The 22,376-nt window shown below is 65.7% G+C and carries 22 protein-coding genes; 13 read left to right on the top strand and 9 right to left on the bottom strand.

Annotated features, from left to right (window positions below; all coding sequences use genetic code 11):
- Window positions 1-113 precede the first annotated feature (113 nt).
- A complete protein-coding gene (locus tag WCL10_RS08465; protein WP_336895187.1) occupies window positions 114-527 on the top strand; it encodes a GFA family protein in 414 nt (137 codons plus the stop codon).
- Window positions 528-735: 208 nt separating this feature from the next.
- On the opposite strand, the gene WCL10_RS08460 is transcribed toward WCL10_RS08465, so the two are convergent.
- Window positions 736-1,476 (bottom strand): glutathione S-transferase family protein, encoded by a 741-nt coding sequence (locus tag WCL10_RS08460; protein WP_336895186.1) that lies wholly within the window; start codon window positions 1,474-1,476, stop codon window positions 736-738.
- Between the two features lie 80 nt (window positions 1,477-1,556).
- Here WCL10_RS08460 and WCL10_RS08455 point away from each other — a divergent pair, with 80 nt between their 5' ends.
- The 4 genes from WCL10_RS08455 to WCL10_RS08440 all read left to right on the top strand — a co-directional run bounded on the left by WCL10_RS08455 (window position 1,557) and on the right by WCL10_RS08440 (window position 5,061).
- Window positions 1,557-1,982 carry a GFA family protein gene (locus WCL10_RS08455; RefSeq protein ID WP_336895185.1) on the top strand — a complete coding sequence of 142 codons (426 nt, stop codon included), beginning with the start codon at window positions 1,557-1,559 and terminating at the stop codon, window positions 1,980-1,982.
- Window positions 1,913-2,860, top strand: a complete 948-nt coding sequence (locus WCL10_RS08450; RefSeq protein ID WP_336895184.1) for a DUF817 domain-containing protein — start codon at window positions 1,913-1,915, stop codon at window positions 2,858-2,860. Before WCL10_RS08455 ends, WCL10_RS08450 begins: the two co-directional genes overlap by 70 nt.
- Window positions 2,861-2,896: 36 nt before the next feature.
- Window positions 2,897-4,078, top strand: coding sequence for a VWA domain-containing protein (locus tag WCL10_RS08445; protein ID WP_336895183.1), 1,182 nt, complete (start codon window positions 2,897-2,899; stop codon window positions 4,076-4,078).
- 206 nt (window positions 4,079-4,284) lie between these two features.
- Window positions 4,285-5,061, top strand: coding sequence for an enoyl-CoA hydratase (locus WCL10_RS08440; RefSeq protein WP_336895182.1), 777 nt, complete (start codon window positions 4,285-4,287; stop codon window positions 5,059-5,061).
- 143 nt (window positions 5,062-5,204) lie between these two features.
- On the opposite strand, the gene WCL10_RS08435 is transcribed toward WCL10_RS08440, so the two are convergent.
- Both WCL10_RS08435 and WCL10_RS08430 read right to left on the bottom strand, forming a co-directional pair.
- Window positions 5,205-5,486: a DUF427 domain-containing protein gene (locus WCL10_RS08435; protein WP_336895181.1), complete on the bottom strand. Its 282-nt coding sequence runs from the start codon at window positions 5,484-5,486 to the stop codon at window positions 5,205-5,207.
- A gap of 65 nt (window positions 5,487-5,551) precedes the next feature.
- Window positions 5,552-6,421, bottom strand: a complete 870-nt coding sequence (locus WCL10_RS08430) for a class I SAM-dependent methyltransferase (protein ID WP_336895180.1) — start codon at window positions 6,419-6,421, stop codon at window positions 5,552-5,554.
- A gap of 203 nt (window positions 6,422-6,624) precedes the next feature.
- Here WCL10_RS08430 and WCL10_RS08425 point away from each other — a divergent pair, with 203 nt between their 5' ends.
- Window positions 6,625-7,332: a 2OG-Fe(II) oxygenase gene (locus WCL10_RS08425; RefSeq protein ID WP_336895179.1), complete on the top strand. Its 708-nt coding sequence runs from the start codon at window positions 6,625-6,627 to the stop codon at window positions 7,330-7,332.
- A gap of 6 nt (window positions 7,333-7,338) precedes the next feature.
- Here the strand turns inward: WCL10_RS08425 and WCL10_RS08420 are convergent, their stop codons facing one another.
- Both WCL10_RS08420 and WCL10_RS08415 read right to left on the bottom strand, forming a co-directional pair.
- Window positions 7,339-8,538: a DUF1343 domain-containing protein gene (locus tag WCL10_RS08420; RefSeq protein WP_336895178.1), complete on the bottom strand. Its 1,200-nt coding sequence runs from the start codon at window positions 8,536-8,538 to the stop codon at window positions 7,339-7,341.
- The gene (locus WCL10_RS08415) at window positions 8,535-9,077 is read right to left on the bottom strand and encodes a DOMON-like domain-containing protein (RefSeq protein ID WP_336895177.1); all 543 of its coding nucleotides are present in this window, start codon (window positions 9,075-9,077) and stop codon (window positions 8,535-8,537) included. Before WCL10_RS08415 ends, WCL10_RS08420 begins: the two co-directional genes overlap by 4 nt.
- 33 nt (window positions 9,078-9,110) lie before the next feature.
- Here WCL10_RS08415 and tyrS point away from each other — a divergent pair, with 33 nt between their 5' ends.
- From tyrS to WCL10_RS08385, 6 genes are all read left to right on the top strand, one after another.
- Window positions 9,111-10,340 (top strand): tyrosine--tRNA ligase, encoded by a 1,230-nt coding sequence (tyrS, locus tag WCL10_RS08410; protein WP_336895176.1) that lies wholly within the window; start codon window positions 9,111-9,113, stop codon window positions 10,338-10,340.
- 126 nt (window positions 10,341-10,466) lie between these two features.
- Entirely contained in the window at window positions 10,467-10,805 is a 339-nt protein-coding gene (locus tag WCL10_RS08405) for a PilZ domain-containing protein (protein ID WP_336895175.1), read from the top strand.
- 115 nt (window positions 10,806-10,920) lie between these two features.
- The gene (locus WCL10_RS08400; RefSeq protein ID WP_336895174.1) at window positions 10,921-13,059 is read left to right on the top strand and encodes a TonB-dependent receptor; all 2,139 of its coding nucleotides are present in this window, start codon (window positions 10,921-10,923) and stop codon (window positions 13,057-13,059) included.
- A 76-nt stretch (window positions 13,060-13,135) separates the two neighbouring features.
- Window positions 13,136-14,431 carry an MFS transporter gene (locus tag WCL10_RS08395; RefSeq protein WP_336895173.1) on the top strand — a complete coding sequence of 432 codons (1,296 nt, stop codon included), beginning with the start codon at window positions 13,136-13,138 and terminating at the stop codon, window positions 14,429-14,431.
- Window positions 14,428-15,345: a cysteine synthase A gene (gene cysK / locus WCL10_RS08390; RefSeq protein ID WP_336895172.1), complete on the top strand. Its 918-nt coding sequence runs from the start codon at window positions 14,428-14,430 to the stop codon at window positions 15,343-15,345. The genes WCL10_RS08395 and cysK overlap by 4 nt, the downstream gene beginning before the upstream one ends.
- Before the next feature lie 24 nt (window positions 15,346-15,369).
- A complete protein-coding gene (locus tag WCL10_RS08385; RefSeq protein WP_336895171.1) occupies window positions 15,370-17,493 on the top strand; it encodes a tetratricopeptide repeat protein in 2,124 nt (707 codons plus the stop codon).
- A gap of 10 nt (window positions 17,494-17,503) precedes the next feature.
- Here the strand turns inward: WCL10_RS08385 and WCL10_RS08380 are convergent, their stop codons facing one another.
- The 4 genes from WCL10_RS08380 to WCL10_RS08365 form a co-directional block, all read right to left on the bottom strand.
- Complete coding sequence (locus WCL10_RS08380; RefSeq protein ID WP_336895170.1) at window positions 17,504-19,303, bottom strand: acyl-CoA dehydrogenase C-terminal domain-containing protein; 1,800 nt, start codon at window positions 19,301-19,303, stop codon at window positions 17,504-17,506.
- A 19-nt stretch (window positions 19,304-19,322) separates the two neighbouring features.
- Window positions 19,323-19,784, bottom strand: coding sequence for a MerR family DNA-binding transcriptional regulator (locus WCL10_RS08375; RefSeq protein WP_336895242.1), 462 nt, complete (start codon window positions 19,782-19,784; stop codon window positions 19,323-19,325).
- An 83-nt stretch (window positions 19,785-19,867) separates the two neighbouring features.
- Window positions 19,868-20,227 (bottom strand): phosphoribosyl-AMP cyclohydrolase, encoded by a 360-nt coding sequence (gene hisI, locus WCL10_RS08370; RefSeq protein ID WP_336895169.1) that lies wholly within the window; start codon window positions 20,225-20,227, stop codon window positions 19,868-19,870.
- Between the two features lie 476 nt (window positions 20,228-20,703).
- Entirely contained in the window at window positions 20,704-21,477 is a 774-nt protein-coding gene (locus WCL10_RS08365; RefSeq protein WP_336895168.1) for a ComF family protein, read from the bottom strand.
- 88 nt (window positions 21,478-21,565) lie between these two features.
- Here WCL10_RS08365 and WCL10_RS08360 point away from each other — a divergent pair, with 88 nt between their 5' ends.
- Window positions 21,566-22,363: a methyltransferase domain-containing protein gene (locus WCL10_RS08360; RefSeq protein WP_336895241.1), complete on the top strand. Its 798-nt coding sequence runs from the start codon at window positions 21,566-21,568 to the stop codon at window positions 22,361-22,363.
- The last annotated feature ends 13 nt before the right edge of the window (window positions 22,364-22,376 follow it).

Raw genomic sequence — 22,376 nt, 5'->3', positions numbered from 1 at the left:
TCGTGTCGAGCGAAGTCGAGACACCGGGCGCAGTGCTCGGTGTCTCGGCTTCGCTCGACACGAACGGATGTTGAGATAAACTCCCTGGAAGACCAGCAAAGGGCGATACACCAATGACCCACCCCGGCGGCTGCCTCTGCGGCGCGGTGCGCTACACCATCAGCGCTGATCCTGTCGGCGCACGCATGTGCTGGTGCCGCGATTGCCAGCGTATCGCCAGCGGTTCGGCCACGGTCAACGTGCTGTTCCCGGAGGAGGCGGTTGCGATCACCGGCGATCTCGGCCTTTTCACGATGATCGCCGACAGCGGGAACACGGTGGAGCGCGGGTTCTGCAAGGTTTGCGGCAGCCAGATCTACAGCCGCACCGTCACGCCCAAGGGCCTGCCGATGCGGGTGCGCGCGGGCACGCTCGACGACCCCGAACTCTGCGCGCCGACGGCTGCGATCTGGACCGAAAGCGCCCCCAGCTGGGCGCCGATCCCCGATCACTTCACCCGCCACCCCAAGGGTCCGCCGCCGGTTTGAGAAAAGAAGGTTTCCACGCGGAGGCGCGGAGGCGCGGAGAAGAAAAGAGGTTTCGCATAGAGCTTGCAGAGGGGGTCAGTCTCTGCGGCGAAGCCGCCTTAATTCGAAAGCCGCGATAGAAAAATGCCTGCGGCGCTCACACCGTCTCTGGTCTCCATGCGCGAGAACCCTTTTCTTCTCCGCGCCTCCGCGTCTCCGCGTGAAAAATTCAATCTCTTGGCCCCAGTTTCTCCAGCTCAACCTCCGCAAACATCACCTTGACCGCCGGCCGCGCGTTGATCTGCTCGATCCAGCGCACCAGCCCCGGCGTCGCTTCCTTGTTGACGAGTTCGGCAAACCCGAACTGCATCCCGTTGGCGATCGCGAAGTTGCAGATATCCGCGAGGGTATACTGCCCCGGCACCAGCCATTCGTACTCGCGCAGATGCGCATCCAGCCGCTCCACCGAGTAAGCGATCTTGCGCATTTCCTCGTCCAGCATGTCCTGAGGAAAGCCCTCGCGCGCACGCCGCCACTTCACTTGCTGCTCGACCACTGGGATCGCGGCAACCTTCTCCTCGAACTCCGCGTCCGAAAGGCCCTTCACCATATTGCCGACATAGCGATGCCAGCCGATGGTCGAGACGCACCAGCAGAAATACTCGTCCACCCACTTGGTCCACACCCGCATCGCCGCCTTGCCCGCAGACGTCGCGGGCCGCAGCGAAACTTCGGTCGGGTACTCGTCCTCGAGATACTCGCAGATCACCGTGCTTTCGGTGATCACATGGTCGCCGTCCACCAGCGCAGGGACCTGCCCGCGCGGGTTGATCGCCTTGAACCAGTCGGTATGATGTTCGAACTTTGCCGGATCGAGCCGGTTCTTCTCGAAATCCAGCCCCTTCTCATACAAGGTGAGCAGCGGCTTCATCGAGTTGGCAGCAGGGCCGAAACTGTAGAGCTTGAGCATGGTTCTGGGTGTCCTCTCCGGTTGCCCGCAGCCTACAAATTGTAAGCAACACTAACAATACCCAATCGGAGGAAACACCCATGGCCTATACCGGAAGCTGCGCCTGCGGGGCCGTCACCGCCGAGATCACCGCCGATGCGCCCATTGCGGTGCGTCAGTGCTGGTGCCGCCAATGTCAGCAGCTCGCAGGCGGATCGCACAGCACCAACGCCATGTTCCTGACCGACGACGTCACCATCACCGGCACGCTCGGCGCCCATGCCTACACCGCTGCCAGCGGCAACACGCTCACCCAGTCGTTCTGCCCCGCCTGCGGAACGCCGGTGATGGCCCAGGTCTCTGCCCGCCCCCAGTTCCGCACGATGCGCGTGGGCTTTATCCAGCCGCCGCACGACCTCGCCCCGCAAATGGTGATCTGGACTGACGATGCGCCGGCATGGGCCGCCATCCCCGACGGCCTCGAACGCCACGCCAAGCAGCCGCCCCCGCCGCCCGCGAAGTCCTGACTCTGACCCAGTCCGCCCCCTCGCATACCCGCTTTGTCGCCATCCGCGCGCGGCTGGAGGCTTATGAGCCCCGGTCCGGCTGGCAGACGTGGGTCTATGAATTCCTGCTGTTCGGCTTCAAGCAAGGCTGGGCCTGCCTGTTCGGCGGCCTCATGCTCGGCCTGCTGCTCACGACGCATCTTTTCTATCCAGTGGGCGCCCCGCTTTCGCGCTACGATTTCCTGACCATCGCGGCGCTCGGCATCCAGCTCGCCATGCTCGTCTTCCGGCTCGAAACCATGGACGAGGCGCGCGTGATCCTCGCCTTTCACGTGGTTGGCACGGTGATGGAGTTGTTCAAGACCAGCGTCGGCTCGTGGGCATATCCGGAAGGCGGCCTGCTCCATATCGGCGCGGTCCCGCTCTTCTCTGGGTTCATGTATGCCGCCGTCGGCAGCTATATCGCGCGCGTCTGGCGCATCTTCGATTTCCGTTACACCGGCTACCCGCGTCAGAGCCTTGCGGCGGCCCTCGCCATGCTCATCTACATCAATTTCTTCGCGCACCACTGGCTGCCCGATGTGCGCCTTGCGCTCTTCGCCGCGCTCGGCCTGCTTTTCGCCCGCACGCGTATCTATTTCCGGGTTTGGCGCGCGGACCGGTGGATGCCCTTGCTGCTTGGCTGGTTCCTCGTCGCGCTGTTCATCTGGTTTGCCGAAAACATCGCGACCTTCAGCAACGCCTGGCTCTATCCCAACCAGCGCTCCGGCTGGACGGCGGTCCACCCCGGCAAGCTCGGCGCATGGTATCTCCTCATGTATATCTCCTTCGTGCTCGTTGCATGGGTCCATCGCCCGCAAGCACGCGAAGCCCTTGCCCCCGCGCCCCATTCCCCTTAATCATCCGGTTAAGACGCGAGCGAGGCCCCACGACCCATGTTCTTCAACTTCATCGACGAGCTGCGCGCCGCCGGCATCAAGGCCAGCTTCAAGGAGCACCTCACTCTTCTAGAAGCGCTCGACAAGGACGTGATCGATCAGACGCCGGAGGCCTTCTACTACCTCTCCCGCGCCACCTTCGTGAAGGACGAGGGCCTGCTCGACCGCTTCGATCAGGTCTTCAACAAGGTCTTCAAGGGCCTGCTCACCGATTACGGCCAGCGCCCGGTCGACATTCCCGAGGACTGGCTGCGCGCCGTCGCCGAGAAGTTCCTCAGCGAAGAGGAAATGGAGAAGATCAAGGCGCTCGGCTCGTGGGACGAGATCATGGAGACGCTCAAGAAGCGGCTCGAGGAGCAGAAAGAGCGCCACGAAGGCGGCAGCAAGTGGATCGGCACCGGCGGCACCAGCCCGTTCGGCCACGGCGGCTACAACCCTGAAGGCGTGCGCATCGGCGGCGAGGGCAAGCACGGCCGCGCGATCAAGGTCTGGGAAAAGCGCGAGTTCGCCAATCTCGATAACACCAAGGAACTCGGCACCCGCAACATCAAGATCGCGCTGCGCCGCCTGCGCCGTTTCGCGCGCGAAGGCCATGCCGACGAGCTTGATCTGCCCGGCACGATCGAAGGCACCGCCAAGCAGGGCTGGCTCGATATCCGCATGCGGCCCGAACGGCGCAACGCGGTCAAGCTTCTCTTGTTCCTCGATGTCGGCGGCTCGATGGACCCGTTCATCAAGCTGGTGGAGGAGCTGTTCAGCGCCGCCACCGCCGAGTTCAAGAACATGGAGTTCTTCTATTTCCACAACTGCCTCTACGAAGGCGTGTGGAAGGACAACAAGCGCCGCTGGTCCGAACGGACGAACACCTGGGACATTCTCCACAAGTACGGCCACGACTACAAGATCGTGTTCGTGGGCGATGCGGCGATGAGCCCCTACGAGATCAGCCACCCCGGCGGCTCGGTCGAGCATTTCAACGAGGAGGCCGGCGCCGTCTGGGTCCACCGCGTCGCTCAGACCTACCCCGCCACCGTCTGGCTCAATCCGGTGCCGGAAAAGCAGTGGGGCTATTCGCAGTCGACCAAGATGATCAAGGATCTCGTGGGCGGCTCGATGTTCAGCCTGACTCTCGAAGGCCTTGATGGGGCGATGCGGGAATTGACGCGCAAGAAGCACTGACAAGAACCCCTCCGACCTGCCTGCGGCAGGCCACCTCCCCATTTGCCCTGCGGGAAAATGGGGAGGGCAAGGACGGTCCTCCCCATTTTTGCGCAGCACAAATGGGGAGGTGGCATCGGCGACGCCGATGACGGAGGGGTAATCTGCCGGACTTGATCCCCGCCCCCACAGGCGTACAATCGCACAAGCCAAGGAGAGGGCGCACCATGTCCGACAACGAAATCCTGGAAGTCCGCCGCACCGGCAGCCGCGTCGATCTCACGCTCAACCGCCCGCAGCAATACAACGCGCTGAGCGAAGACCTCCTTGCGGCCTTGAAGGCAGAGCTGGACCGCCTTGCAGCTGATCCCACCATCGCTTGCGTCGTGCTCTCAGGCGCCGGCAAGGCTTTCTGCGCCGGGCATGACCTCAGGCAAATGCACGGGGCCCGCCGCCTCGACTATTACCGCACCCTCTTCGCCGCCTGCGCCGAAGTCATGGAAGCCATTGTCGCGCTACCCGTCCCCGTCATCGCCCGTGTCCACGGCATCGCCACGGCTGCCGGTTGCCAGCTTGTGGGCGCGTGCGACTTGGCCATCGCGTCCGAAGACGCCCGCTTTGCCGTCTCGGGCATCAATGTCGGCCTGTTCTGCTCCACGCCTGCGGTCGAGCTGACGCGCAACGTGCCCGCCAAGCCAGCGTTCGAAATGCTGGTGACCGGCGAATTCATCAGCGCCCACACCGCCGAAACCTGGGGCCTCATCAACCACGCCGTCCCTGCCGCCGAGCTCGACAGCGCGATCGACACGCTCGCCGCCACGATCGCTGCCAAGAGCCCCGACGCGATCCGCCGCGGCAAGGCGCTGTTCTATGCCCAGCGCGAAGTGCACCGTGCCGAAGCCTACGCGCTGGCCGCAGAAGTCATGGCGCAGAACATGATGGACGAGAACACGGCGGAGGGCATCGAAGCGTTTCTGGAGAAGCGCGTTCCGGTTTGGCGGTAAACCCCTCCGTCAGCGCTTCGCGCTGCCACCTTCCCATTTGCACCTCGTGAAAATGGAGAGGAGCCTTCTTGGTCCTCCCCATTTTTGCGCAGCACAAATGGGGAGGTGGCCTGCCGAAGGCAGGTCGGAGGGGTATTTTCAACTTACCCCACCGTCACCCCCCGCCAGAACGCCACCCGCCCCTTGATCGCCGCGGCCTTCTCCTTCGGCTCGGCATAGAACCACGCCGCATCCCGGTTCTCAGCGCCATCAACCACCAGCGTGTAGTACTCCGCCGTCCCCTTCCAGGGGCACATGCTCGTCGTCGCGCTGGGTTTCAGCACCGCCGCATCCACCGCCTCAAGCGGAAAATAGTGGTTGCCCTCAACCACGACCGTATCGTCGCTGCGCGCAATTACCGCGCCGTTCCATCTTGCCTCGACCATGCCAGTCTCCTCTGGAACCAAAAGTCGGGCGTCTGCCCAAGATAGTCAACCCGCCAGCAGGGCAATCACCCCGCCTTGCGCGCCGTCACATAGATCCAGTCGCCCTGCCCGATCAGCGGCCCTACCGCTGCCAGCGGCGCAAACAGGCCGGCATAGGCGAGCCGCTTCGGCATCTTGAGCAGGGTCTGTACTTGTCCAAAGGTATAGGCGAGATCGATGGCGAAGTTGCGCGTCTCGCTTACCGCAAAGCCCGCCTTCTTCAGCATCGCTCCCAGCGTCTTCGCCGAGAACTGATAGAGGTGATACGGCGGCTCCGGATGCGGCCAATAGTCCAGCTTTTTCGCCAGCGGCAGCGAGAGCTTCGGAAACAGCCCGTCGATGTTGGGCGTTGAAAGCACGATCTTGCCCCCCGGCGCCAGCAGATCATAAGCCTTGCGCAGATCGCCCAGCGGATCGGGCACATGCTCGATCACGTCGAACATCGTCAACACATCGAGCGAGCCCGCCTCCTGCGGCGCTTCGTGGATCGTACCCTCTGCAACCTCGAGCCCATAGTGGCCCCGCGCGAAATCCGCGCTGGATTCGTTCATTTCCAGCCCCGTCGCGGCAAACCCGGCCGCTTTCGCCCGCGCCGCAAACTGGCCGATCGAGCATCCGACATCGAGCAGCCGCCCGCCCTTCGCGCCCCTCAGCGTTTCAGCAAGGTGCCGCACCGCAATCCGGTCCTGCGTCGCAAAAGTCTCGCTCGAAGGATCGCACAGCGCCGCATGATAGGAAGCTCCGGCCGAATAAAGCACCTTGAGTTCCTCCGCGCCCGGCGGATTGGCAATATAGGCAAGGCCGCATCCGGTGCAGCGCACCAGATCATAGCCCTTGGCCCGGAACAGATGCTCCGCGCCGGCAGTTCCACAGTTGTTGCAGGTCACGCAGGTCATCCAGATTGTCGATCAGGTGGAAATCCCTAAAGCAAAAGCCTTAACGTGACGCTGCCTTGAGAAATCCCTTCTTGTCCTCCTCCGTTTGGTGGAAGCCGGACGGGGTATCCGAAGAACGCCGGACAAGGCCTGCGCCTCGTCCAGGCGAATTCGATCGCAAGCATCGGGGTGCCACTTGCGCCCTGCTGCGATATCCAGACCCCATGCAAACCCTCACCAAAACCATTGCCTCGCTCGATTGGACCACACTGGCCCAAAGCCTTGACGACTTGGGCTACGCCCTCACCTCGCGCCTGCTGGACGCCGAAACCTGCGCCGCGCTTGCCGCCGGATACCACGACGACAGCCTCTTTCGCGCGACCATCACCATGGCCCGCCACGGCTTCGGCAAGGGCGAGTACCGCTACTTCGCCTATCCCCTGGCAGATGTGGTGACCGCCCTGCGCACCGCGCTCTATCCCCCGCTCGCCGCTATCGCGAACACATGGTCAGAACGCCTCGGCCAAAGCGACATATGGCCAGGCACCCACGAAGCGCTCCTCGCCCGCTGCCACGCCTTCGGCCAGCCGCGCCCCACCCCGCTCTTGCTGCGCTACCGCGCAGGCGACTACAATTGTCTGCACCAGGACCTGTACGGCCCGATCCATTTCCCCCTGCAGGTCGTGATCATGCTGAGCCCGGACGACAGCTTCACCGGCGGCGCGCTGACCCTCGTCGAAAACCGCCCCCGCCTGCAAAGCCGCGTCGAAGTCGTGCCGATCCGGCAGGGCCAGATCGCGATCATCCCCGTCCGCGACAAGCCCCGCCTCGCCTCCACCGGCTGGTCCAAATCCGCGATGCGGCACGGGGTGAGCACTGTGCTTTCAGGCGAACGGCAGACCTCGGGGATCATCTTTCATGATGCGAGTTAGGGGCGCTCAATAAAGCAAGAAGCGCGCCCGCGATTTCACCCATGCCGCCTCGTCGGGCCCCGCCAGCGCGTCCAGATCGGCCGGCGTGCTTGCCGGATTGTCCACCCATTCGCGCAAACCCGGCCCGCCGTTGATCACATCGATCGCCAGCTTGTCGGTGACATACTCATACGGAAAATCGCGCCACAGCGGATAGTCCGGATAGAACCGCCGCACCGCCTTGAAGGCGAGGGCCTGCAGCCGCCACGGCCGGAACGCGTGGTGATCGTAGAACGCGCCCTCGGCATGGATCATCAGCGCGTTGCAGAGCTTGCCGGCATGCTTGTGGAAAGTCGGCTCGAACCAGCATTCGCGCAATTTGCAGCCCACCAGCCACTCCGGCGCGAAGGCCCTCATCTCGGCCAGCACGGCCTTGGCATCCACGTCCGGTGCGCCGAACAGCACTTCCAGCGGCCGCGTCGATCCGCGCCCTTCCGAAAGCGTGGCGCCTTCGATCATCACCGTGCCGGCATAGGCCCGTGCCATGTTGAGGCTCGCGGCATTGGGAGAGGGATTGATCCAGATGCGGTCCTGCGGCCAGCCGAAGCCGGGCCCTTCCGGCTCCCAGCCCTCCATCGCCACCACGCGGTAGTCCACGTCAAGCTTGAAGTGGTCCACGAACCAGCGGGCTATCTCGCCAAGCGTCAGCCCGTGCCGCATTGGCATCGGCCCCGCGCCGACGAAGCTCTCCCAGCCGGGCAGCAAGGTGGTGCCTTCAACCGGCCGCCCCGCCGGATTGGGCCGGTCGAGCACCCACACCGCCTTGCCCGTCCCGCTCGCGGCCTCGAGCAGATAGAGCAGCGTCGTCACGAAGGTGTAGATCCGGCAGCCGAGGTCCTGCAGGTCGAACAGGAAGACATCGGCGCTGTCCATCATCCGCGCCGTCGGCCGCCGCACCTCGCCGTAGAGGCTGAACACGGGCACACCAAGCGCCGGATCGATGAAGTCCTCGGTCTCGACCATGTTGTCCTGCTTGTCACCGCGCAGGCCATGCTGCGGCCCGAACGCGGCGGTCATCGTGATCCCGGGGCAAGCTGCAAGCGCATCGAGTGAATGGACCAGCCCCTCGGTCACCGAGGCAGGGTGGGCAACAAGGGCGACGCGGCGCCCTTCAAGCGGCGCACGCAGCGCCGGGTCGGCGAGCAGGCGATCGATACCGAACTTCATGCCCTCTCCGCTGCCGCAAGCCGCCCTGCCATGCAAGCCGGATCGTGGAAGTCGGGCTTTTCCGGCGGGTGCGCCATCGCCCAGTAGGACTTGATGCCGCCCTGCTCCTCGAGCACTGCGGTAAAGCCATAGACCCAGGGCAGCGCCGGCAGCGCGCCAGCCGGGATCGCCGCATCGAAGATCAGCACCGAACTGCCCCGCCGCGGCGTACACACCGGCGCACGCGGCACATCACGCTCGGCCACACCCGCCCGGTACCCCGCAAAATCATAAGCCGCCCAGCGTTCGGAGGGTGACAAGTTGAACTCAGCGTACCCTTCCCCGCCCGGCACCTTCACGAAGAGCTCGAAACAGGTCGTCTGCCACAAGCCATCCGTTCGCGCGCGGCCAGCAAACGGCGGCAAGACCAACGCCTGCGCCCCGTCCACCTTCCAGCGCAGGGTGAGCCAATTCGGATCGATCGAAAGAATGCGCGAAGCAACCCCGGTAACGCCGCGCGGCGGATGCGCAGGGTGCGCAATAAGGTCGAACGTTTCCAAGCCGCGTTCTTTCGTGCTAGGCGCGCCCACGTCATGACGCAGTACACCTCTTCGCTCCTCCGCCTGCTCGGCGACCGTGGCTATATCCACCAGATCACCGATGCCGAGGGCCTCGATGCGCTCGCCGCCAAGCAGATCGTGCCGGGCTATATCGGCTTCGACGCGACCGCGCCATCGCTCCACGTCGGCAGCCTGGTCCAGATCATGATGCTGCGGCGGCTTCAGCAGGCTGGCCACAAGCCGATCGTGCTGATGGGCGGAGGCACCACCAAGGTGGGCGACCCCTCCGGCAAGGACGAGAGCCGCAAGATGCTGACGAGCGATGATATCGCCGCCAACATCGCCTCGATCCGCACCGTGTTCGAAAAGCTGCTGACCTTCGGCGACGGCCCGACCGACGCGATCATGGTCGACAACGACACCTGGCTCAGCGCGCTCGGCTATGTCGAACTGCTGCGCACCGTCGGCCCGCATTTCACGATCAATCGCATGATGACTTTCGATTCGGTCAAGCTGCGGCTCGAACGCGAGCAGCCGCTGACGTTCCTCGAATTCAACTACATGATCCTGCAGGCTTACGATTTCCGCGAACTCGCGCTCACCGCCGGGTGCCGGCTGCAGATGGGCGGTTCGGACCAGTGGGGCAACATCGTCAACGGCATCGAGCTGACCCGGCGCATGGAAAGCACCGAAGTCTTCGGCCTCACCACCCCGCTGCTCACCACGGCAGACGGCGCCAAGATGGGCAAGACGGCAGCCGGCGCGGTCTGGCTCAACGAAGATGCGCTGCCCGCCTGGGACTTCTGGCAGTACTGGCGCAATGTCGATGACCGCGACGTCGGCCGCTTCCTGCGCCTGTTCACCGACCTCCCACTGGACGAGATCGCCCGCCTCGAATCGCTCGGCGGCAGCGAGATCAACGCGGCAAAGGTCGTCCTTGCCAACGAAGTGACCACCCTGGTGCGCGGGGCCGAAGCGGCGTCGGCGGCTGAGGCGACTGCAGCGGCGACCTTTGCAGGAGGCGGAGTTGGGCAAGACCTGCCATCGCTAGCCTGCCCCGAAGGCGGCATCGCGCTGATCGATGCGCTCATTGGCCTTGGTTTTGCGGCGAGCCGGGGCGAGGCCAAGCGGCTGATTGCAGGCGGCGGGGCGCGCGTCGAAGGTGAGACTGTGACCGACGAGACCCACATGGTCGCGCTGGATGGCCGGGAAATCCGCGTGTCCTCGGGCAAGAAAAAGCATGGCGTGTTGCGCCCCGCCTGACGGCAAACTCCTGCCAGAATGGCGGCAATTCCTTTCCGGCAACCGGCAAGACTGTGCCGGTCCTTTACGAAATATCAGCCAATTCCCGCCAGAACCACTCGTGCTTGACCATCACGAGGAGCGACAATGGCCAGCGGCGCCCAGCTTTCTGTCACCGATCAGCGGCTTTCCAACCGCCACCCGGTCGACCTTCCCCTGATCGGCGAGCATCGTCGGCTCGGTGACGTGATGATGCACGTTATCAACGTCTCGACCACCGGCTTCATGGTCAAGGGTGAACTCAACCTCCAGCGAGGCGAGCGCATCACCATTCGCCTCCAGCACATCGGCCGAATCGAGGCTTTCCTCGTCTGGAGCGACGGCTTGCGGGCCGGGTTCCAGTTCGAACGCATTCTCCGGAACGATGATTTCCTGATGATGATCAAGGCGATGCAGCCCAACCCGCGGCTTCAGCGCAACCGCTGACGGGGGCGCTTCGACGCAGGTCCGGCACATCAGGTACACATTTCGCCATCTGGCTATTGATATATTATATCATCACGCTATTGCGCCTCCCGATCGACTATTTCGGGTGCCATGAATGTCAATGCCTTCCCTGCTTTCCAGCACCGCGCTCGGTGCGCTTCTCCTCGTTTGCGCCTCGCCCGCCCTTGCGACTCCGGAAACTGCCCCGCCTGCGGGAGCGCTCCCCGCCGCCGCCCCACCCCCGCAGGGCGGCCAGATCAATACAGCACAGCCCGACGAGGCAGGCCACCCGCCGATCGTCGTCACCGGCCGCCTGATCTCGGGTGACCGCGACGCGATCGTCGCGCCGGTGGTGATCGGCGGCGAGGATCTGGCCCGCCGCGCCGCTGCACAGATCGGCAACGTACTCGCCCACGTTCCCGGCGTCTCGACCAGCGGCTTTGCCCCTGGCGCCTCCCGACCAGTCCTGCGCGGCTTCGACGGTCCGCGCGTCCAGGTCCTCACCGACGGGCTCGGCTCGCTTGATGCGTCCTCGGTCTCGGCCGATCACGGCGTGGCCATCGATACGCTCAATGTCGAACAGATCGACGTGCTGCATGGGCCCGAGGTCCTGCTCTATGCCGCCGATCCGGCGGGCGGCGCGGTCAATGCGCTTGACCGGCGCATCCCCCGCCGCGTGCCTGACAAGCCGGTCGCGGTGAACGCGCTTGCGGCCTACGGAACTGCAGCCGATGCGGTGAACCTCGGCGGCGCGGTCGATCTTGCGCTGGCCCCCCGGCTGGCCGCGCATTTCGACGCATCCTACAACCGCGCCGGCGATGTCCGCATCGGCGGCGACGTCGTGTCCGATCCCTTGCGCGCGCGGCTGCGGGCCGAAGCGGAGATGCTGACGGCCGATGGCGATGCTGCGGGTGCGGCAAACCTCACCGCCGGGCTCGACGCTCGCGGGCGCCTCACCAATTCGTGGGCGCGCGGCACCTCGCTGGGCGCAGGCCTTGCCTTCATCGACAGTGGCGGCACGCTCGGCCTTTCCGTCCAGCGGCTGACCAGCGATTACGGGATTCCGCCCCGCCCCTCGCCCGAAGCTCCCGAGTCGGTATCACTCTCGGTGCGCCAGACACGCTTTGATCTGCGCGGCGGGCTCAATCTCGGCGGTTTCCTCGAGCGGATCGAGGCGCGCGTCGCTTATGGCGATTACACCCATGCCGAGATTCATGACGGGGAGGCTGGCACGCGCTTCTTCAATTCCGCCATCGAATCGCGCCTAGTGCTGACCCAGGCACGGCATGGCGGGTGGCGCGGCGAAAGCGGCTTGCAGTTCAGCACCCGCAATTTCCGAATTGTGGGTGAGCCGCTCCTGCCCAACTCGATCACCGACCGCATCGCCGGTTTCACTCGCCAGCAGCTTTCGCTCGGCCCGGTCGATCTGGAAGGCAGCGCGCGGCTCGAACATGTCGCGGTCCAGCCCAAAGGCCTTGCGGCGCGCAGCTTCAACTTGCTCGCCGCAGGCGCGGGTCTTGCCTGGCACCCGGTCGAAAGCGTGACGCTGAGCCTGTCTGCCACGCATGGCGAGCGTGCGCCGACCGCCGAGGAGCTGTTTATCGACGGCCTGCACGATGCGACGCAGTCCTACGAACGCGGCAATCCGGCTTTCCGCATCGAGCGCAGCAACACGGTCGAGGCTGGCCTGCGCTTTCACAGCGACCGCCTCGCCGGGGCCTTCACAGCCTATGCGACCGACTTCAGCAACTTCATCGCCCCCGTGCCCACCGGCACACGGATCGAGGGTGCACCAGTCTATCAGTATATCCAGCTGCCGGCGAAGTTCCGCGGGTTCGAGGCGGAAGGATCGTGGAAGGCGCTTGCCTGGGACGATGGCCGCTCGCTCTCGCTGGAAGGCGCGGTGGACTATGTGCACGCCGAACTTACCGGCTTCGGCCCAGCCCCGCGCATCCCGCCCTTGCGCGTACGCGGTGGGATCACCTTCGAATCCGATCGCTTCGGTGCAAATGCCGAGGCGATCGTCCACGCCCGGCAGGACCGCGTCACGACATACGAGACCCGGGTGGATGGCTACACACTCGTCAACGCCAATCTCACCTGGCGGCCGTTTGGCAAGAACGGGGCTCTGACACTGATCCTTTCGGGCGAGAACCTGCTCGACACGGTCGGCCGCCTCGCGACCTCGGAAACGCGCGACTTCGTGCCCATCGCCGGGCGCGATGTTCGACTTACGGCGACGCTCAAAATCTAGGGACCCTCGAAGATTTGGGGCGCGCGCTAGTTTTGCTTGCTTGGCAAGCAGGCGCGGCGCTGCCATGCCCGGCGGCGTGAACACGACCGCAGACGAACCGCGCTCGCCGCTGGATATTCCGGATTATCGCCGCTTCTGGCTGGCCCGGTTCCTTTCGGTTTTCGCGACGACAGGCATGGTCGTGGTGCTGGGCTATCAGCTCTACGACGTCGCGCGTAGCCAATATGGCATGAGCATCGGCGCGGCTGCGTTCCAGCTGGGCCTGCTTGGCCTTGCGCAGTTCCTGCCGGTGCTGCTGCTTACCCCTGTCGCGGGGCTCGTGGCGGACCGGTTCGACCGGCGGCTAGTAGCGGGCCTGGCCAACGCCATCGACATGGTCGTGGCGCTTGTTCTGATGGCGGCGACACAGGCGGGCCATCTCAATCTGCCGCTGCTGTTCGCGCTCGGCGCGCTGCATGGCACGGCGCGCGTGTTCATCGGCCCCGCCATGGCCTCGATCGCGCCCAATGTCGTGCCCGTCCGGCTGATGCCGCGCGCGGTGGCAATCAATTCCATGGCCTGGCAAACCGGCTCGGTCGGCGGCCCTGCGATTGCGGGCCTGCTCTTCGCGCAAGCCCCGGCGCTGCCCTACGGCATTTCCGCCGTGCTGCTCGGTCTCGCGACGCTCTTAGTCTTCCGCATCCGTCCCCTGCCCCCTCCGGCCGAGAACAAGCGCGCGCATCCCTTCTCGCAACTTGTCGGCGGACTCAGCTTCGTGTGGCACGACCGCTTCCTGTTCGGCTGCGTCACGCTCGATCTCTTCGCCGTGCTGCTTGGCGGCGCGACTGCACTGCTGCCGGTTTATGCGCGCGATATCCTCATGGTCGGCGGGCATCCGGTAGGCGCGAACGGGCTTGGCCTGATGCGCGCGGCGCCCGGCGCAGGCGCAGTGCTCGTCGCGCTGCTCCTGGCGCGCAAACCCATCGAGAGCGGGGTTGGTGCCAAGATGCTGATCGCAGTGGCGATCTACGGCGTGGCAACCATCGGTTTCGGCTTCAGCCGCGACTATGCGCTCTCACTGCTGATGCTCGCCGCGCTGGGTGCGGCGGACATGGTCTCGGTGTTTATCCGCAACACGCTGGTCCAGTTGCACACGCCCGATGCGGTGCGCGGGCGCGTTTCGGCGATTTCGGGCCTTGCCATTTCGGCCTCGAATGAACTGGGCGAAATGCAGTCAGGCGTTGCCGCGGCGCTGCTCGGGGCCACCGGCGCGGTTGTATTCGGCGGCGTCGGTGCGATAATCGTAACCGCGCTGTGGGCGGTCTGGTTCCCCGAACTCAGGCTCGTGCGCACATTTGCAGACAAGACACTTCACCAGAAGGAAGCGACATGAAAGCGGCCAATATCCTCGCCACCATCGGCAATACCCCGCACATTCGCCTCTCCCGCCTGTTTCCCGACCACGAGGTATGGGTGAAGAGCGAACGGACCAATCCCGGCGGCTCGATCAAGGACCGCATCGCGCTGGCCATGATAGAGACGGCGGAAGCCGACGGCAGCCTCCAGCCCGGCGGCACCATCGTCGAGCCGACTTCGGGCAACACCGGCATCGGCCTTGCCATGGTGGCGGCGGTCAAAGGCTACAAGCTCGTGCTCGTCATGCCCGAATCGATGTCGCTCGAGCGGCGGCGGCTGATGCTGGCCTATGGGGCGACGTTCGACCTTACGCCCCGCGAGAAGGGAATGAAGGGCGCCATTGCCCGCGCGCTCGAGATCGTGGAGCAGACCCCGGGTGCATGGATGCCCGCGCAGTTCGACAATCCGGCCAACGTCGCCGTCCACGTGCGGACCACCGCTGCGGAAATCCTTGCAGACTTCGCCGATGCGCCGATCGACGCGCTGATCACCGGCGTCGGCACCGGCGGGCACCTGACGGGCTGCGCCGAGATGCTGAAAGGCCACTGGCCCGCAATGAAGGCCTGGGCGGTCGAACCCACGCTATCGCCGGTCATCTCAGGTGGCCAGCCCGCACCGCACCCGATCCAGGGCATCGGCGCCGGGTTCATCCCGGGCAACCTCCACACCCAGGCCATCGACGGCGCAATCCAGGTCGATCCGGCCGATGCCAAGGAATGGGCCCGCCGCGCCGCGCGTGAGGAAGGCATGCTCGTCGGCATCAGTTCGGGCGCTACGCTCGCCGCCATCGCCCAGAAACTGCCGGAACTGCCTGCTGGCAGCCGCGTGCTCGGCTTCAACTACGACACCGGCGAGCGCTATCTCTCGGTGCCGGACTTCCTGCCGGAGTAAGCGGGGACGGCAGGAGTCGAGGCAATGAAGCGCGGGGGCGGCTCGGCGCAGAGCCGGTTTGCGGCGGGGCTTGCATTGCATCGGTCGGGACGCCTTCCAGAGGCGCTTTCCGCCTATGATGAAGCGCTGCGCGCCGACCCCAAGCTTGTCGGCGCGCACAACAACCGGGGCATTGCTCTCTCGCAAATCGGCCGCACGCAGGACGCGCTGACGAGCTTCGAGCGGGCCATTGCACTTGACCCTCGACATGCCGATGCCCTTGCCAACCGCGGGCTTGCACTCGGCCAACTCGCCCGGTTTGCCGATGCGCTGGCGAGCTTCGATACCGCGCTGGCTATCCAGCCCGGCCATGCTCTCGCCTCGGCCTACCGCATGCAGGCGGCCGAGAGCCTCTTCGCCCAGGCCGAAGAACTGGCCGGTGCCGGTCGTCACGGCGAGGCTCTGGCAGCATTCACCGCGCTTGCGGCGCATGATCCGGCACGCGCTCAGGCGCATTACGGTGCAGGCGCAATGCATTGGCAGCTCGGCGATGCGGCAGCCGCGCTGGCCTGCTGCGAGCGCGCGCTCGGGCTCGCGCCGGAACTCGGCCCGGCGCACAACTTGCGGGGGCGGGCGCTGCAACAACTCGGGCGCGGTGATGAGTCGCTGGCGGCGTTCGACCGCGCGCTCGTCTGCAATCCGAGCGACGCACTCGCCCATCTGAACCGGGGCTGGCAACTGCGCCACACCGGGCGACTCGAGGAGGCGCTGGCGGCATTCCTGCAAACGCAGATACTCGATCCGACCTTACCTTATGTGGAAAGCCAGATTCTCGAACTGCGGCTGCGCTTCAATGACTGGAAGGGTTTCGCCGCCGCGCGGGATGCCGTGGTCAGCGGGGTGACGGCTGGAACCACGGACGTCGTGCCCTTTGTGCTCCTGCCTCTGACTGACGAACCCGCCGTGCAGCGCGCGGCTGCGGCGCGTTTCCTTGCGCAGACCTACCCGCGCGTTTCGGCACGGCCGGCACCGCATCCCCCCGGCAAACGGCTGCGCGTGGCTTACCTTTCCGCGGACTTCCATGATCACGCGACAATGTATCTCCTCGCCGACGTGCTGGATTGCCACGATGCCGGGCATGTCGAGCTGACCGCGATGAGTTATGGCGTGCCGGCCGGCGATGTCTGGCGCGAGCGGGCGGCGGCCGCGTGCGCACGCTTCATCGACGTGCGCGAACACTCAGACAGCGCGATTGCCGAGCTTGTCCGTTCGCTGCAGATCGACGTCGCGGTGGACCTCAAAGGGCTTACGGCCGGCGGGCGACCGGGGATCTTTGCAGCACGCGCGGCCCCTGTGCAGGCCAGCTATCTTGGCTATCCGGGAACCCTGCCCGCACCGTTCATGGACTATTTCATCGGCGACCCGGTCACGAACCCGCCAGTGGAGCGTGACGCATTTGCCGAGGCCCTCGCGCTGCTTCCACCAAGCTATCAGGCCAATTGCCGCCTTGCCGAGCCTGCCGCACCGCAAGGATCGCGCGCCGATCACAATCTGCCCGAGACCGGGGCCATTCTTTGCTGCTTCAATGCCAACTACAAGATCACGCCCGAAGTGTTCGCGCTCTGGCTGGAGATCATGGCCGCTGTGCCGGACAGCGTCCTGTGGCTATGGGTTGACCAGCAGCGTGCGCGCGAAAATCTTGTGCAGGAGGCAGCCGCACACGGCATCCCGCGCGAACGGTTGGTCTTTGCAGACTTCCTCGGGCGCGCGGCGCATCTGGCCCGGCTCGCGCATGCCGACCTGTTTCTCGACACGTTTCCTTGCGGCGCCCACACGACCGCAAGCGACGCGTTGCGTGCAGGGTTGCCGCTGATCACGCTGCCAGGGCGGACGTTCGCCAGCAGGGTCGGCGCCAGCCTGCTGACGGCTTCGGGGCTGGGAGAGCTGATCGCGCTGTCTCCAGCGCAGTACAAGGCGCTGGCCATCGAACTCGCCAGCGACCCGGCCCGGCGCGCCGCGCTACGCGCACGGCTGCGCGAGGCAGTGCCGGGATCGCGGCTGTTCGACCCCCGGCGGCAGGCCCGCAACCTCGAACGCGCCTATGCCGAAATGGACGCCCGCGCCCGGCGAGGCGAGGCCCCGGCCGATTTTGCGGTGCGCGAGGATTGAGCAAGTCGGCTCAGGCGGCGAACTGCTCCGCCGTCAGCCCCATTACCGTCTCCGCGCCCGCTTCGACTTCATAGCGCAGCGAACCTGCCTGCGGGGCAAAGCGCAGCGCCCAATGCTTGGCGCAGAGCAGCTTGGCCTCGTAGAAGGCGTTGTCCGCACCCTCGGCACCCAGCGCCTTGGCCGCAACCTTGGCGATGCGCAGCCACATCAGGCCAAGCGAGACCACGCCGGTCAGCGTCATGTAGGCATAGGCGCCGGCGCCGATCGCGTTGCGGTCGGCCATACCGTGCTGCATGAACCACATGGTTGCCGCCTTGAGGTGCGCGGCTGCCTTGGCGAGCCGTTCAGCGACCAGCGTCACGGTCTGGTCTGCGCTTTCCTCGGCGCATTCGGCATCAATGATCGCGAAGAGCCGCTGGATCGCGCGGCCGCCATTAAGCGCGAGCTTGCGGCCGACAAGGTCCATCGCCTGCACGCCGTTGGCACCCTCATAGATCATCGCGATCCGCGCATCGCGCACGAACTGGTCCATGCCGTTCTCGGCGATATAGCCGTGTCCGCCCCAGACTTGCTGCATGTCGGTCGCGGTCTTGTAGCCCATGTCGGTGCCGTAGCCCTTGATCACGGGGGTGAGCAGGCTGATGAGGTCGTCGGCTTCCTGCCGCTCTTCCTCGGTCGCGGCCTTGTGCGAGAGATCGACTTGCAGCGCGCCCCAGAGGCACAGCGCGCGCATGCCGCCGATGAACATCTTGGCATCCATCAGCATGCGCCGCACGTCGGGGTGCACGAGCAGCGGATCGGCCTTTTGTCCGGGCTCCGCCGGGCCCGTCAGCGCGCGGCCTTGGCGGCGCTCCTGCGCATAAAGCACCGCGTTCTGGTATGAAGCTTCCGCCTGCGCGAGGCCCTGGATGCCGACGCCGAGGCGCGCCGCGTTCATCATGATGAACATCGCGGCGAGGCCCTTGTTCTCCTCGCCGACGAGCCAGCCCTTGGCGCCGTCATAGTTCATCACGCAGGTCGCGTTGCCGTGAATACCCATCTTGTGCTCGATCGCGCCGACCGAGACGGCATTGCGCTCACCCAGCGAGCCATCCGCGTTGACGATGAACTTGGGCGCAATGAAGAGCGAGATGCCCTTGCTCGATTCCGGCGCACCCGGAGTCTTGGCCAGCACGAGATGGATGATGTTCTCGCACAGGTCATGATCGCCTGCCGAGATGAAGATCTTGGTGCCTGTGATGCTATAGGACCCGTCCGCCTGCGGCTCAGCGCGGGTGCGGATCAGGCCGAGATCGGTGCCGCAATGCGGCTCGGTCAGGTTCATGGTGCCGAGCCATTCGCCGCTCACCATCTTGGGCAGATACTTGGCCTGCTGCTCGGGCGAGCCCTTCGACACGAGCGCCGAAATCGCGCCGTTGGCCAGACCGGGATACATCGCGAAGGCCTGGTTGGCGCTGGCGAGGTACTCCTCCATCACAAAGCCCATCACATGCGGCAGCCCCTGCCCGCCCAGCGCCTCGGGCGCAGCGAGCGTGCCCCAACCCGCCTCGATGTAACGGGCATAGGCCTCCTTGAAGCCCTTGGGTGTGGTCACGCTGCCGTCGGGATGGCGGGTGCAGCCCTCGCGGTCGCCCGAGAGGTTGAGCGGGGCGACAACCTCGTTCACGAAGCGCCCGGCTTCTTCGATCACGCTGTCCGTCAGATCGCGGGTTGCTGCCGCAAAGCCCGGCAGATGGCCATAGCTTTCGAGATCGAGCAGTTCGTTGACGACGAAGCGGGTGTCGCGCGTCGGGGCCTGAAACACGGGCATGGGCTGTTCCTCTCGGGGATTATTCCGGATCTACGCTGCGGCCTTCAAGCTTCTCACGCTCGATCAGCAGCGCGACGAAACTGGTCAGCTCAGCAATCGTCGCATTGATATCGGCCTGCTGGCGCTTGAGGTTGCCGATCCGCTCGCGGCACTTGTCGATCGTGACGCGGCGCTGCTTCGCCCGGCCGTCGCCCAGATCGTACAAGTCGATCATGTCGCGGATTTCGGACAGACTGAAACCGACGTTCTTGGCGCGCATGATCCAGGCCAAGCGCGCCCGGTCGCGCTTGGAATAGATCCGCGACAGGCCCGAGCGTGTCGGCGATATCAGCCCCTCGTCCTCATAGAAACGCAGCGCCCGCGCGGTGACACCGAACTCGGTCGAAAGATCGGAGATCGTGAACTGCTCGCGGGCCAGCGCATCGGGCTGATGCAAGTGGCCGGTGTGATCGCCGCTGCTGCCTGGGCGCGCCCGGCGCATCGGCGCGGGCGTCGCATGGTCCGGACTCGTGGAAAGAGGACGCGAGGACATGTTTCGCGAACTAACTACCCTTTACGTAAGCGTCAACCTTCGATCCGCTCCAACGCGCCCGAAGCATCGAGCCTGCGGTAGAAGCAGCTTGGTGCCAGAGTGTGGCAGGCCGGCCCCGCCGGCTCGACCCTGAGCTCCAGCGCGTCCTGATCACAATCGACACGGATCTCGATCACCTTGAGCACATGGCCCGAGGTCTCGCCCTTCATCCACAGCCGCCCTCGCGAGCGCGAGTGGAAATGCGCAAGGCCCGTCCGGCGCGTCGCCGCGATCGCCTCGGCATCCATATGCGCCAGCATCAGCAGACGGCCGCTGGCATGATCGACCGCAACGGCAGTGACGAGGCCGGCAGAATCGAAGCGCGGCATGAACACCGCGCCCTGCTCGCGCATATCAGTTTCGGCATCGGTTGCGGGAGATTGCGTGGAAATGAGACGGGCCTTTCGCTTGATGATGCCGCACAGTGTCGTTTTGTTGCACGATAACCACATGCACCGGTCAAAATCCATGGGGGCCACACATGGGCCTTCCCCCTTGCCCCGCAATCGCCGAAGAAACACTTGCGGCTTGAGGGAGCTGCAATTGCACCGGGCGTCAGTTCGGGCAAAGGCTTAATGGCCAGAGTTCAGGGTTGTTTTTGAGGGTATTCATGGGGCCCGATGGCGGCGCCGCTTCCGGTGAAAAACCGAAGGGCACTGCGATCCGGGAAACCCGAAAGTTCCGGCGTGGAGACGCCATCCGCCGCAAAAGGTCATCAGGGGTGGCCGCGGCAGGAATGGACACTTGCCGATCAGGGATCGTCACGGGCACGCCCGGAGCGCAAGCTCCGGGCGTTTCCGTTTGAGTTCCCGGTTCCGTTTGCCCTCCCTCAGGCAGCCAGCGAGCGGTCATCCGGCCCCGCGTGATCGAGCGCTTCGTCCAGGACCCGCGCAAAGCAGGCGATCCGCACCTCGGCTGCGCCTGCCTTGCGCAGCGCGGCAAGGCAGGCATCGGTCGTCGCCCCGCTGGTCATGACATCGTCTACCAGCAGCACTTTCGCCCCCTTGAGCCGCGCCGCGCGAGAGCCATGCGCCGCAATCGCGCCGCGCAGCGCCTCGGCCCGCGCGCGCCGGCCCAGCCCGCCAAGCGAGGGCGTGCGCCGGGTGCGCTCCAGCGCGTCGACCACGAGCGGCTGCCCGATGGCTTGCGCAATGCGCGCGGCGAGCAGCGCCGACTGGTTGAACCCGCGCTCCCACAGCCGCCAGCGATGGAGCGGCACCGGCACGACCAGCCATTCGCCCTCAAGCACCGGCAGGCTCCGCACCATGAGCCGCGAAAGCAGGTCTGCCAGCGCGATTCGCTTGCCGCGCTTGAACGCCAGAACCAACTCGCGCGAGGCTTCGTTGTAAAGCGTTGCCGCCGCGATCCCGGCGTGGCGCGGCGGGCTTGCCATGCAGGGCGCGCAAAGCACTTCGCCATCGCGAACCATGCTGTCTGGCAGCGGACGCTGGCATGCACTGCAGGCGGGCTCGCCGGGCACGGCCAGCTTGTTCCAGCATGTGGCACACAGGCCGCCCTGCTGCGCCAGCGCATCGCCGCAAAGCGGGCAGCGCGGGGGGAAGACCAGATCGATCAGGGGGGCCAGAAATGCGGGCTTTGCCATGGCGCGAAGTTTCGCCCGGCGCGCCGCGATTGGCAAGGGGCGCTTGGGGGCTTGGCAAGGCGCGCGCCGCGCGGCAGGGGCGGAGGCGATGGCCAGTGCTTCTCCCCCGACGATCTTTGCGCCAACCCGTCGCCGTGCCCAGCGGCAACGGATGCGCGCGCTTGAACGCCGGCCGGATGCACCGCGCTTCCTGGCCGAGGATATGGCCGAGGATGTGCTCGACCGGCTCGCCTTCCTGCGCCACGAACCGGTGCGCGCGCTGGTCGTCGGCGATACGACTGGCCGCCTCGCCGAGGCACTCGCCGCGCGTGGCTGCACCGTGGTGCGCGCCGATCCCGCGCTCCTCGCGGACGAGGTCCCCATCGACGAGGAGCAGCCCTTTCCCGAACAGGGCTTCGACCTCATCGCCCAGCTTGGCACGCTCGGCACAGTCAACGATCTGCCGGGCGCCATGCTCCATATCCGCCGTGCGCTGGCGCCGGGCGGCCTGGCGGTGATGAGCTTGTGCGGCGCGGGCACCGTCCCTGCCCTGCGCGCCATCATGACCGAAACCGATGGCGATCGCCCCGCCGCGCGGCTCCACCCCCAGGTCGATGTGCGTGCCGGCGGCGATCTTCTCCAGCGCTGCGGCTTTGCCGAGCCGATGAGCGACAGCCGGATGCTCAACGTACGCTACGGGAGCCTTCGCCGCCTCGTCGCCGATCTGAGGGCACAGGGCCTTGGCAATTGCCTCGCGCGGCCCGGGCCGCCTCTGGGCAAGGCTGGTCTGGCAAGAGCCGAAGCGGCATTTGCCGGCATGGCCGATGCCGACGGGCGCGTCACCGAGCGGTTTGCGATCCTTACGCTCAGCGGCTGGGCCAAGGCGGTACGCCCGCCAAAGTTCTGAAAATAGGGACAGT

The organism is Novosphingobium sp., from assembly GCF_037133355.1.
In the GTDB taxonomy this organism is placed as follows: Bacteria; Pseudomonadota; Alphaproteobacteria; order Sphingomonadales; family Sphingomonadaceae; genus Novosphingobium.
Note: the sequence above shows the minus strand (reverse complement) of the source record. Positions and strands in the feature narration are given on the sequence as shown.